General features: G+C 35.8%; 9 protein-coding genes. 2 read left to right on the plus strand and 7 right to left on the minus strand.

The genetic code is table 11. From position 1 onward, the window contains the following. Positions 1-76 precede the first annotated feature (76 nt). Both H6X70_RS03670 and H6X70_RS03675 read left to right on the plus strand, forming a co-directional pair. Positions 77-2,191 carry a prolyl oligopeptidase family serine peptidase gene (locus H6X70_RS03670; RefSeq protein ID WP_410529808.1) on the plus strand — a complete coding sequence of 705 codons (2,115 nt, stop codon included), beginning with the start codon at positions 77-79 and terminating at the stop codon, positions 2,189-2,191. A gap of 59 nt (positions 2,192-2,250) precedes the next feature. Further along, on the plus strand, positions 2,251-3,162 hold the full coding sequence (locus H6X70_RS03675) for an ABC transporter ATP-binding protein (protein ID WP_194766327.1): 912 nt from the start codon (positions 2,251-2,253) through the stop codon (positions 3,160-3,162). Between the two features lie 197 nt (positions 3,163-3,359). Here the strand turns inward: H6X70_RS03675 and glgB are convergent, their stop codons facing one another. The 7 genes from glgB to H6X70_RS03710 form a co-directional block, all read right to left on the minus strand. After that, the gene (glgB, locus tag H6X70_RS03680; protein WP_194766328.1) at positions 3,360-5,267 is read right to left on the minus strand and encodes a 1,4-alpha-glucan branching protein GlgB; all 1,908 of its coding nucleotides are present in this window, start codon (positions 5,265-5,267) and stop codon (positions 3,360-3,362) included. 3 nt (positions 5,268-5,270) lie between these two features. Continuing rightward, entirely contained in the window at positions 5,271-6,536 is a 1,266-nt protein-coding gene (locus tag H6X70_RS03685; RefSeq protein WP_194766329.1) for a glucose-1-phosphate adenylyltransferase, read from the minus strand. Between the two features lie 2 nt (positions 6,537-6,538). Beyond that, entirely contained in the window at positions 6,539-7,951 is a 1,413-nt protein-coding gene (locus H6X70_RS03690) for a glycogen synthase (protein ID WP_194766330.1), read from the minus strand. Positions 7,952-8,300: 349 nt separating this feature from the next. Then, positions 8,301-9,854, minus strand: a complete 1,554-nt coding sequence (locus H6X70_RS03695; RefSeq protein ID WP_194766331.1) for a CotH kinase family protein — start codon at positions 9,852-9,854, stop codon at positions 8,301-8,303. A 167-nt stretch (positions 9,855-10,021) separates the two neighbouring features. Next, positions 10,022-11,332: a glycosyl hydrolase gene (locus H6X70_RS03700; protein ID WP_194766332.1), complete on the minus strand. Its 1,311-nt coding sequence runs from the start codon at positions 11,330-11,332 to the stop codon at positions 10,022-10,024. Between the two features lie 3 nt (positions 11,333-11,335). Further along, positions 11,336-12,409 (minus strand): family 16 glycosylhydrolase, encoded by a 1,074-nt coding sequence (locus tag H6X70_RS03705; RefSeq protein ID WP_194766333.1) that lies wholly within the window; start codon positions 12,407-12,409, stop codon positions 11,336-11,338. An 86-nt stretch (positions 12,410-12,495) separates the two neighbouring features. Continuing rightward, a complete protein-coding gene (locus H6X70_RS03710; protein ID WP_194766334.1) occupies positions 12,496-13,479 on the minus strand; it encodes an Ig-like domain-containing protein in 984 nt (327 codons plus the stop codon). Between the last annotated feature and the right edge of the window lie 53 nt (positions 13,480-13,532).

Consider the following 13,532-nt stretch of genomic DNA (forward strand, 5'->3'; position numbering starts at 1 on the left):
CTTATTTTTGAAGGTATCTAAAAAGCCTTTAATAATGAATAAAATAGTCTATTCCGCATTAGTTCTTCTTACTTTCATGGCCTGCAAACCAAACAATAATAAAACACAAAACATTATCTTGAAATATCCTGAAACCAAAATGGTCGATTCGGTAGACACTTATTTTGGTGTTGAAGTTAAAGACCCCTACCGCTGGTTAGAAGACGACAGAAGCAAAGCAACCGAGGCTTGGGTTGCCCAAGAAAACAAAACAACCTTTGGCTATTTAAGCCAAATTCCGTTTAGAGATACTTTAAAAAGTAGACTCTCAGAATTATGGAACTACGAAAAAGTTGGTGCGCCATTTACCGAAGGCGATCACAGCTATTTTTATAAAAATGATGGACTACAAAACCAATATGTCCTATACCGAAAAACAGCAAATGGTGATGCTGAAGTTTTTTTAGACCCGAATACCTTTTCTAAAGACGGCACTGTGTCTTTAGGAAGTGTAAATTTTTCTAAAAACGGAAAAATAGTAGCCTATGCCATTTCTGAAGGCGGTAGCGATTGGCGAAAAGTCATCATCATGAACACCGAAACCAAAGAAATTACAGAAGATACTTTAGTCGATATAAAATTCTCTCAAGTTTCCTGGTATAAAAATGAAGGGTTTTACTATTCTAGCTACGATAAACCTGAAGGTAGCGAACTTTCAGCAAAAACAGATCAGCATAAAGTGTATTACCATAAATTAGGCACTTCACAAAAAGATGATGCTCTAATTTTTGGTGGAACGCCCGAAGAAAAACACCGTTATATTTTTGGCGAAGTTACCGAAGACAATCGTTATTTAGTGATTTCTGCCAGCACCTCAACTTCTGGAAACAAGCTTTTCATTAAAGATTTATCAAAGCCAAACAGTAAGTTTATTACCATTTTAAATCATGTAGATAGCGATACGGAAGTTTTAGATAACGAAGGCAGTAAACTGTTTTTACTTACCAATTTAAATGCACCAAATAAAAAAATAGTTACTGTAAATGCATCAAACCCAACGCCAGAACATTGGGCAGATTTAATTCCGGAAACAGAACACGTTTTAGAACCTTCAACAAGCGGAAATTACATTTTGGCACATTATATGGTTGATGCGATTTCTCAAGTGAAACAGTACAATTTAGATGGCACTTTAGTTAGAGACATTAAATTGCCTGGTTTAGGTACTGCTGAAGGTTTTGGCAGCAAAAAACTTGAAAAAACAGATTATTTTAGTTTTACAAACTACAATACTCCTGCAAGCATTTACACTTTAAATGTTGAAACAGGAGCGGTTGATTTATATTGGAAACCAGCCATCGATTTTAACAGTGCAGATTATGAGAGTCATCAAGTGTTTTACACTTCAAAAGATGGCACCAAAATCCCGATGATGATTACCCACAAAAAAGGCTTAGAATTAAACGGACAAAACCCAACCATACTTTATGGCTACGGAGGATTTAATATTAGTTTAACCCCTAGCTTTAGCATTCCTAATGTAGTTTGGATGGAACAAGGTGGCATATTTGCTGTTCCTAATTTACGTGGTGGTGGCGAATACGGAAAATCATGGCATGATGCAGGCACAAAATTGCAAAAGCAAAATGTATTCGACGATTTTATTGCCGCTGGAGAATATCTAATTGAAAACAAATACACTTCCTCTAAGTTTCTCGCTATTCGTGGCGGCTCTAACGGCGGTTTACTGGTGGGAGCAACCATGACACAGCGTCCCGATTTAATGCAAGTAGCATTGCCTGCAGTTGGTGTATTAGACATGTTGCGTTACCACACTTTTACAGCAGGCGCAGGATGGGCATACGATTATGGCACGGCCGAAGACAATCCTGAAATGTTTAATTATTTATTAGCCTATTCGCCTGTTCAAAACGTAAAAAAAGGCATAGAATATCCGGCCACATTAATTACTACGGGCGACCATGATGACCGTGTGGTGCCTGCGCATAGTTTTAAATTTGCAGCCGAACTTCAAAGTAAACAAACTGGAAAAAACCCTGTTTTAATCCGTATTGAAACCGATGCTGGGCATGGTGCAGGAACACCTGTTAGTAAAACCATAGAGCAATATGCCGACATATATGGCTTTACTTTATTTAACATGGGTTTTAAAACTTTACCAAATAACACCAATGTGAAAGCAATAGAATAAATGGATTTAAGTCAATTAAAGAACAAGCTAAAAAACCTCCAATTTTTAGATTCCCCTGCATGCTTAGCGTAAAAAAACTTACTTTTTCATATAACAAATCGCCTGTTTTAAACAACATTTCTTTTCAAGTTAAACCTGGCGAACACCTTGCTATAATTGGCGAAAGTGGCTCTGGAAAAAGCACGCTTTTAAAAGTTTTATACGGTGAATACGACTTAGATGAAGGTCATGTTTTTTGGAAAGATCAAGAGGTTTTAGGCCCGAAATTTAATCTGGTTGTGGGTTACGATTTTATGAAATACGTGGCTCAAGAATTTGATTTAATGCCTTTTATTTCGGTTGAAGAAAATATTGGAAAGTTCCTCTCTAACTTTTATCCCGAAGAAAAGAAAGCACGTACCGCCGAACTTCTTGAAGTTGTAGAACTCACGGCTTTTGCAAAAACCAAAGTTAAAATTTTAAGTGGCGGACAAAAACAACGGGTGGCATTGGCACGCGCTTTAGCCAAACAGCCTGAAATCATGCTATTAGACGAACCTTTTAGTCATATTGATAATTTTAAAAAGCAAAGTTTAAGACGCAATGTTTTTAAATATTTAAAAGCTAAAAACATTAGTTGCGTGGTAGCCACTCACGACAAAGAAGATGTGCTTGGTTTTGCCGACAAAATGATTGTTTTAAACCAACAGCAAATTGTTGAAAACAACACCCCTGAACATTTATTTAAAAACCCAAAAACCCCATTGGTTGCTTCGTTTTTTGGCGAATTTAATTTGATAAATAACACCCTGGTTTATGCGCATCAATTAAAAGTGGTTAATCATTCAGAGTTAAAAGCCACGGTAAAAACAAGTTATTTTAAAGGTCATTTCTACTTAATTGAAGCTGAGTTAAACGGAAAACCCGTGCTTTTTGAATATGACAAAGCATTAGCGTCTTCGGAGGTTGTTTGTCTTTCTGTGGTTAAATAAGTTTTAAGTTGATAGCTGCTATATTGAAAGGGTATTATTTCAATATTGTTGTAAGCTTCATCCGCTACCGCTAAGCTCTGCTTAGTGGCCTCAAAAATATCCTTCAACAAAAAAGCTCACAAATTCAATTTCTTAAATTTGTAAGATTCGTATAATATAATCTAGCTTTAATAAGCAAAATTAATTTTTCAGCAGTTCTATTTAAACTTAAAAATAGTAACCCCTAAAGGCGATAAGGTGACCTCAGCAGAAAAATCTTTACCATTCCAAGCAGATTTTTTAATGGTAATGGCTTTATTATTTGCTATGCCGCTACCACCAAAATCTTTAGCATCGCTATTAAATATTTCAACTAGCTTGCCTTTTGTAGGCAATCCTATTTTATATTTTTTCAAAACGTTAGGCGTCATGTTACACACCACCACAACATGGTCTTTTTCGTGATAGCCTTTTCTTATATAGGAGATCACACAGTTTTCGTGGTCGCCGTAGCTAATCCATTCGAAACCTTCGTGGCTAAAGCCTTTTTCGTAAAGTGCAGGTGTGGTTTTATATAGTTTATTTAAAGCTTTATAGTAGTTTTGTGCGTCTTGATGCGGTTTAAATTCTAGTAAATTCCAATCTAAACTTTCTTGAAAATTCCACTCGTTATACTGACCAAATTCGCCTCCCATAAACAAAAGTTTTGTACCAGGATGGGTGAACATATAGCCGTATAAAAGACGCAGATTTGCAAAACGCTGCCACTCGTCGCCAGGCATGCGGCCTAGAATTGAGTTTTTACCATAAACCACCTCGTCGTGCGAAAGCGGTAACATAAAGTTTTCAGTAAAGGCGTATGCTAAACTAAAGGTTATATCGTTTTGATGGTATTTTCTATAAATAGGGTCTTTCCCAAAGTACTCTAAAGTATCGTGCATCCACCCCATCATCCATTTCATACCAAAACCTAAACCACCTTCAAAAGTAGGTTTAGATACCATAGGAAAGGCTGTAGATTCTTCGGCAATGGTTTGAACATCTGGATACGAGGCGTAAACCTCTTCATTCAATTCTTTCAATAAAGAAATAACGGCTAGATTTTCTCTACCCCCATATATGTTTGGTTCCCATTCGCCTTCTTCTCTAGAATAATCTAAAAACAACATAGACGCTACGGCATCAACACGTAAACCATCGGCGTGGTATTGGTCCAACCAAAAAATGGCATTACTTATTAAAAAGGAACGGACTTCGTTACGTTCGTAATTAAAAATTAAACTTTTCCAATCTTGATGGTAGCCTTTTTTAGGATCTGGATGTTCGTATAGGTTGGAACCATCAAAAAAGCCTAAACCGTGTACGTCTTCAGGGAAGTGTGAAGGCACCCAGTCGAGAATAATTCCAATATCATTTTGGTGTAATTTATCAACGAGGTATTTAAATTCTTCAGGATATCCAAAACGCGAGGTTGGCGCAAAATAACCTGTTATTTGATAACCCCACGAAGGATCATAAGGAAATTCCATAACGGGCATGAGCTCGACGTGGGTAAAATTCATGTCTTTTACGTAGTTTACCAAATCGTCTGCCAATTCATAATAAGACAGGAAGCGGTCTTCTTCGGCATGTCTTTTCCAAGAGCCTAAATGGACTTCGTAAACTGAATAAGGCGCATCAATAGCATTGTGCTTTTTACGGCTTTTCATCCAGCTTTTATCTTTCCACTTATAGGAATCATCCCAAACAATAGAAGCTGTTTTTGGTGGATGCTCATAACGTCTAGCGTAGGGATCGGACTTTTCGGTTTTTATACCGTTATTATGACTTTCAATTTTGTATTTATACGTGGTGCCTTTTCCAACAAGCGGAATAAACCCTTCCCAAATGCCACTAGAATCCCAGCGTACATTAAGTTGGTGTTCGCCTTCGGTCCAAAAATTAAAGTCACCAATTACAGAAACTTGTTTAGCCGAGGGTGCCCAAACGGCAAAATATACACCGTCAATCCCATCAACGGTAACTATGTGCGATCCAAACTTTTCGTATAGTCTAAAGTGTTTTCCAGCTTTAAAAAGTGCGATATCAAATTCGGTAAATAGACTATAAGGTTTTACTTGTGCCATATGTTATATTACAAATCCATGAGGGATAGTTGCTCCATTTTTAATTACTACAATGCCGTCTTTTATAACGTAAGTTTCGGTTTCAACGTCTTCTAAATGCGGGCCTCCATTAATTCTTACATCATCACCAATGCGACAATTTTTATCGATAATCGCATTTTTTATAAAACAACGATCGCCAATACCCATTAATATTTCTATTTTATTTTCTTCAATTTCCTGAAGCGTTTCATAATAGTCGCTACCCATCATATAAGTTTTTATTACAGTAGTTTCCGTTCCTATTCTAGAACGAATACCAATTACCGAGCGTTCAATTTTTGCAGCTCCAATAATGCAACCTTCAGCTATCACGGCTTTGTCTAGCGTTGTACCAGCTACTTTGGTGGTAGGAAGCATACGCGCTCTTGTGTAAATACGTTTGGTTTTATCGTATAAATCAAATTGAGGAATATCGTCTGTTAACCCAAGGTTGGCTTCAAAAAAGGAATCTATGTTCCCAATATCTGTCCAATACCCTTCATATTGAAAGCTTAAGGTTTTATGTTTTTCAATGGATTGTGGAATAATTTCTTTACCAAAATCTATAGTAGATTCATCAGCCATTAGCTTCACCAATAAGTCTTTATTAAAAATATAAATACCCATCGAGGCTAAATAATGACGGCCTTGTTGTTTCATTTCATCACTTACATCCGAAGTCCAATCTGGTAATAAGCTAGGATCTGGTTTTTCAATAAACGAGGTAATAATACTTTCTTCATTAGATTTTAAGATACCAAATCCTGGAGCATCTTTTTCGTTTACGGGAATGGTTGCAATTGATATTTCGGCACCACTTTTTTCGTGAGCTTCAATCATTTTGTCATAATCCATTTGGTAAAGTTGATCGCCCGAAAGAATTAATGCATATTCAAAATCATGTCTTAAAAAGTGATGCATGCTTTGTCTTACGGCATCGGCAGTACCTTGAAACCAGCCTTTATTGGTTGGGGTTTGCTCTGCAGCCAATACATCTACAAAAGCACTACTAAAAAAACTAAAGTGGTAAGTGTCTTTAATATGACGATTTAATGATGCTGAATTAAATTGAGTTAACACAAATATGCGTTTTATATCGGCATTTAAACAGTTAGAAATAGGGATGTCTACCAATCTGTATTTTCCTGCTATGGGTACCGCAGGTTTTGATCGTTGATGTGTTAATGGGTATAATCTAGAACCTTGTCCACCTCCTAAAATAATGGATAAAACCTTATTGTTAATCATATTTATTTAGTTTTTAAAGAATTGTATAAGTTAATATAGTCGCGTGCTGAAACATCCCAGGAATGGTCAATTTCCATAATTTGGTTTTGAATGGCTTTATATTTTTTCTGATTTTCAAAAAGCTCAACAGCTCTGTCGATAGCTTCGGTAATTTCTGAAACTGTAACGTTTTGATGGCAAATACCAAAGCCGTTTTCTTGTTTAATATCCATAACGGTGTCTTTTAAACCACCTATACTTCTTACTATAGGAATGGTGCCATAACGTAAGGCGTACATTTGGTTTAAACCACAGGGTTCTACGCGCGAAGGCATGAGTAAAAAATCGGCACCTGCATAAACAATGTGCGATAATTGTTCGTCGTAACCAATATGGGCATTAAAACGACCTTCAAATTGAGGTTTTAAAGCTTCAAGCTGATTTTCGGTTTCAGGATTTCCTGAGCCTAAAAGCAAAATGGATATATCTTGTTTTTCTAAAGCTTGTTTAAAAACTTCGGGGAAAAGATCAGATCCTTTTTCATAAACCAAGCGCCCAATAAAGGCAAAAAGCGGTTTTTTAGGATCGAGATTAAAGGTTTTGCATAAATAGCTTTTATTGGCAGCAGCACCAGAAACCACTGTTTTAATCGTGTAATTATCAATTAAATAGGTGTCGGTTTCGGGGTTCCAAACGGCGTTATCGATGCCGTTTAAAATTCCGGTGCATTTTTTATATTCTGCACTTAATAAGTGTTCTAAACCATTGGCTTCTTTTTTAAGCTCTTCCATGTAACTTGGCGAAACGGTTGTTACCGTCCAAGCACATTTTATGGCTGAGGCCAACGGATTGATATTGCCACCCCAATCTAGTAAACCTACATGATCGAAATTAAATGGCGGTATTAAACCTACTTTTTCGTGTGAAAACCAACCTTGATACTGCGCATTATGTATGGTTAAAATATTTGGAATCTTTCTAAAGGCTTCGTATTTGTAACTTTCTTGAAGCATAAACGGGATTAACCCTGTATGATGGTCGTGACAATGAATGATGTCTGGGTAAATATCCCAAGTTAGTAACCAATCTAAAGTCGCTATTTGAAAAGCTAAAAAGCGTTCGGTATCCGATGAAGAATATACATAATTTTTGAATAATAACTCTGGGATGTCTATAAAAAACACATCAAAATCTAATGGTTTTTTATCTAAAACTAAAACATTAAAAGGATAAGTATGATCTCCTAATGTAACATTCGACTGGTAAATTGAAGCAAATGTATTTTCTTTTGTGAAGGCGTTATCATAAAAAGGCATGATAACCTGCGACCTTATTTTAGGGCCGTTTTGGTACTTTGGTAAAGCACCAACCACATCGGCTAGGCCTCCAACTTTAGCAATTGGGTAACATTCAGCACTTATATGAATAATATTCATTTAAAAAAAATTAGCATGGATATTTAGGTTCGTTTTTAAAATTACGAAAATATCATCTATTAATCGTGCTAATTTTTTTTTAGTGAGAAAAAATGCGGGATTAAAAAAATATGCTTATTTCAGTAAAAAAATGTAGTAAAAAACATATTTTTTTTATTTAATTGACTCGCAGTGTTTTATAGAACACCTTGCTCTTAATAACCAACTCCGATTATTAAAAAGCTTAAATTTTTAAAATTAAGAGGCTGTCTAATAATTACAACTTTATCGACCCGACTCATTTAAATTTAAAATTTTAAGCCCTTTAATAGTGTTCACAAAAGTAATAAGGATTGTTTTATCAGTCTTACTATAAGCTATTTAAAGCGGTATCCAACCAATTCATTCTTTTGGTGTACCAGGTTTTTAAATGATTAACTTCTTCCTGATGCGTATTGAAATACACAGGATTTGGCCAAACATAATTCCCAAAAAGATTCCATTTATTATCATTCTTTTCTTGTGCCCAATGCAGTTGTTTGGTGTAAGCATCAATTTTATCTAAAATAAGGGTTTCCTTGCTTCTAAAGTAAGCAAAACGCGCTTTTACTTGTGTTAAAAATTTAGGATCCTCAAACAAACGGGCGTACCAAGTGTGGTCTTTTACCCAAAAACCTTCAGGGTAACGGGCATCTGAATAATCTACATTTCCAAAGGCTAAATCGAAATCCCAAAGCGGTCCCATTTTAATTTTTTCGCCGGGGATTACATTCAAATAAATGCTCGAAAAATCTTTAGAGTCTTGATTTTTTACAATTTCGCTTATCAGATACCAATCTACAAAGCTATTTATATCTATAAACTTCGCGTATCCCTCTATAGGATCTTTAAAATTTGAGGCGTGTAACGCGGTTTCAAAAGCAATTATTAGCTCCTTTATATAAACATGCGCTTCGCTATTTGTTTCTATTTCAGGTTCTTTAATATTGATTAAAAAATCGTTTGTTTCAAAATACACATCTTCAGGATCTAAACGATCCATTTGGTCTATTTCTAATAAGTAGCCATCATCACCAAGATTTACTCTGTTTTCACTCGACTCAAGTTTTTGGGTAATATTATAGGTTCCTGCATATTCTTCATTAATAAAAACCTCGGCGAATTCGCTTTGTGGCGTCCAATCTAGATTACTTAAATACCCCATTTCGAAGGCTATTTTATTTCTTAATAGTGTTTTATCTGAGTATTCGGCAAGAAACAACCATTTTTTATCTTTAGGCATCCCTAGAAATTCGGTTTTATCATCAAATTTCATTTGATAAGGCTTTTTGGGATGAGTGTACCAGGTGGAATTTCCACGGCCTTTAATTTCCATGGCGGTGCTGTTTAGGTTGGCATAATCGTAATTTCCATCCACTAATACTGTTCCTGTTCTATAACCTTCTTTTGAATCGATAGCCTGACCGTTTGTGTTTAAATAAATTATTGGAAGACCCGTAAATTTTTCTAAATTAAAACTATACTCTTCAGTTTGATTTTCAGAGCCATTTAAGGTATATATTATTTCTTTTGAAAAATCGTTGCCTGTTTGGTCGCTTGTTTGTTCAGTTCCATTTACTAGAACTGTTTTACTATTGGTAGAAAAAGTAGCCACCAAATTTTCCATATCTGTATTTAGTGGTAAATTAATCCAAACGTGATTGTTTTCAAAACTAAGATTGATGTCTGCCGCTAAACTCGGGTTGTTTGATTTTAAGAATTGGAATTGTGAAAATTCTGTACCATAAACTTCTTCTGTAACCTTGGAATCATCAACGGGTTCATTCTCTGAACAGGCAGTTATTCCAATAAATAAACTAAGATAAAAAAGCAGATAAATAACGGATTTATATTTTACTTTTTTGTGACTATTTGTAGGTTTCATAGGTGTTTTGTTTAATTATTATGGTTGCTCCAGGAGAAAGAATACGTGTTGTACAACACTGTAAGTTAATGCATTACATATACCTTGAAAATGATTAAAAAAACCCTTCAGGTTTAAACAAAGGTTAGCTTGTGTTAAAACCTTGAAGGGTTCGAAAACTAATCTAATTAATAAAGCTTTAACCAGTTTAAATGAAATTTCCCTGAATTTAGAAAAATTCTAATAGTGTGTTTCCCCGAGCTTAATTTTACAGGCACTTCAGCGTTGTTCCAAATAAATTCTCGATCGGTATTATTTAGTAAAAAAGTTGTTTCAGGTTTACCGTCTACTTCAATACGGATTTCAGAATCTACAAAACAAGCATATCTTAATTCTAATATAAAATCTTTAGTCCTATCTACTTCAAATTGATATTCTACCCATTGCTTCGGTAAGAAATCGTAAAGCTCTAAGGATTCGTTAGGCGCATCGGTGGTTGTTTTTACACGTGGGCCTTTTGCCCAACCGCCTTCAAGGCCATCGGCAATACTAATCGAGCTGTAATGTTCGGCTTCAACGGTTTGCTGTTCAACATAAAAAGTGCTTTTATCTTGAGACGACATTTGTGTAAATATTTTACCAAGTTCGGTTAACTCTACATTTGCAGACCGTGTCAAAAGGGACATGTATGGAAATCCGTCTACATTTCCTGCTCTTGGAATAAACCAAGCATACCTTTCGATATCGGGATCACTTTCTAAATAATTAAACACATCCGAAAGGTGTTTTTGCTGGCCTTCGGGTGTAAATGAATCTTGATTTAAACCATCCCAAGCACAAAACTCGGTGAGCCAAATAGGTTTTTTGTATTTTTTAAAAAGTTCTACATAAGATTTAAGCGCCGATGCGTTTGGCATATAACAGTGTATGGAAATACCATCAATATCATCTATAGGCACCAAAGCGAAAAACTCGTCTAACCATTTAATGGGATTGCTATAATTTGGCAATGTTCCGTAATTCATAGCTGGCGAAATAATTTTTAAGCCCAATTCATCGGCAATAGATTTAACATCGCCCCATTTTGCGGCCGCTTCTTGCGGTGTCATATTAGCCTGATCGGTTAAATTAGGCTCATTAAAAGCCAAAAGGTATTCCGTTTCTGGATGGTTTTTCACATACTCGCGCAAGGCATCTTTATTCACACCGTTCCATGCCATTGGGAAATATTCCATGTTATTCTCTTTCATGGCTCCATCAAAACTAGCGCTTTGAGAAATTCCCCAATTATAAGACCAAGACATGCCTTTTCCTAAAGCATTTATGTCGTCTACATATTGATAATCAAAAGAAGCGCCTCTTTTAATGCTGCGTTTTTGTACTACAGGCGCTTTTGGCGTGTAATTGTCAGTATCGTTATCGTTAGAATCATCACTGGTACAGCCAAAAAAGAAGGATGTTACCGTAAATAAAAGTAATGAGATGTTTAATATTTTCATGCTTTATTGTTTTGATTTTAGTTGGTAAACTTTAACGTAGTCTACTTGATAGATTACAGGATTATCAAACATACTATCGTCTATACCTTGCGCGCCGCCCCATTGTCCGCCAATCGCTAAATTTAATATGAAGAAAAATTTATCGTTAAAAGGCCAATCGTCTGATTCTTGTAATTGTGAGGTTTCTCCAAAGGTTTTGGTTTTAACACCATCTACATAAATATGAATACGATCGAATCCAGATATTTCTTTTTCAGTCCATTCCATGGTTATAATATGAAAATCATCGGCTACATTTTCGGTTAATTCTTGATTCGAATGAAAATTTTGGCCATTCATTCCGTTTTTGTTTTTTGTATGTAAGGCGGTATGAAATATTTTAGGTTCGTAACCCACATGCTCCATAATGTCTATTTCCCCAGCACGTGGCCAAGAGCCATAACCAAGCATCCAGAATGCTGCCCAAGTTCCTCTACCACTAGGCACTTTTAAACGCGCTTCAATTTTACCATATGCAAAGTCTTTTTTGTTGGCGGTTTTTATACGAGCCGAAGTATAGGCACTACCATTGTAGTCTTCTTTTCTTGCTTCAATAAGTAAATAACCGTTTTCCACACGAATGTTTTCAGGCCTGTCTGTATAATATTGTTTTTCATCATTTCCCCAGCCCCAGGATCCGGTACCAGTTTCATAGGTCCAGATGTCTGTGTTTAATGCGGTGCCTTCAAATTCATCCGACCACACCAATTCATAAGCTCTTTCAGCAACAGTAACAATACAAGTTGTTTCAATATCACCTAAACGCGCAGTAATTGTGGCCGTACCACTTTGATGCGCGGTTACAAAACCATTAAAAACAGTAGCGATTGTTTGGTTGTCTGAAGTCCATACTAATGTTTCATTTGTAGATGGCGCTTGAATAATGGTTAAAGTTTCCTCTTCACCAACATTCATTGCTAAAGCATTGGTATTTAATTCTAGATAATCTGAAGTGCTATCAGGTTCTACAGAATTGCCCGAGCAGGAGTTAAAAGCACATAAAAAAAGGGTGATTAAAAATATAAATTTGGGACGCATGTTTATAGGGTTTTCAAAGTTGAATGAGATAATCTGTAAATTATTTAGGAGGAACGAAATGCTCCTCCTAAATTTATGTTTAGCTATTATTTATTCTTTTTATAGAAGAAAACAGCATCCATATCAAAAGTGGTGCCTTGAGTACCACCTGCTAAAAGTGCAAGAATATTAACATCACTAAAAGGTTGGTTGAAAAATAAACCCAATTCATTTAAGTGTGTTACAGGAATATCAATACTGTTCCAAGTATTGTCTCTAGTAAGTTGAGAAAAAGCTTGGTATGTAGTACCATCATCTACAAAGTTATCTCCAATAGCTATTTTAGCCTCTGCTTGACCGTCGGTTAAAATAAACAAATATGAAGATGCTGCTTGTCCTGTTTTAAGGCCAATATGTAAATAATAATCTTCTGGATTATCAAACATACGCGTCATATCAATATCGCCATAGTTAGGACCAATACTAAAACCAGCACCAGACCATCCCACATTAGCTACGGTAAAACTAATCCATCCTTGGTCTAAACCGTAAAAGTTAGGTCCTGTAGAAGTTCCGCCATTAAAAGTGTTTTCCCAGATATATAGGTTTTTATCAACTCCATCTGGACGGAAATCATTAATAACCTTAGTTGAAATACTATTGTAAGAGGTTTCATCTAATTGAATGATGTAGTAATCGCTACCTTTTAATGTTTCAGAATCAACAATTACGGTTTCTTTAGTAACTGTAACATCGCAAATTGCGGTAAGTGTACCAATGGCAGCAACAATAGCAGCTTCTCCTTCTTTTATGGCTGTTACTACACCTTCACTATCTACAGTTGCAACTGCTGCATTTGAAGAGCTCCATGTAATGGTACCCTCTGCATCTAAAGGTTCTAATGTAGCTGTTAAAGTTGCTGTTTCTCCTTCGTCGATGTCTAAGGTTGACTTATCCAATGTAATTCCTGTAGCTGGATTTTCGTTTCCGCCTCCGTTATCAGAATCGTCTGTACTATCTTCACTACTGCAGCCTGTTAGGGTAAAAACTGCACAAAATAAGGTAATTAATAAAAATTTGATTTTAATCATGGTTTTAATATTTAAATTAATAATTGGGTTATTTGAGTTTGTAACTCGGGGAA

This window comes from Tamlana sp. I1 (assembly GCF_015355625.1).
Taxonomy (GTDB): Bacteria; Bacteroidota; Bacteroidia; order Flavobacteriales; family Flavobacteriaceae; genus Pseudotamlana.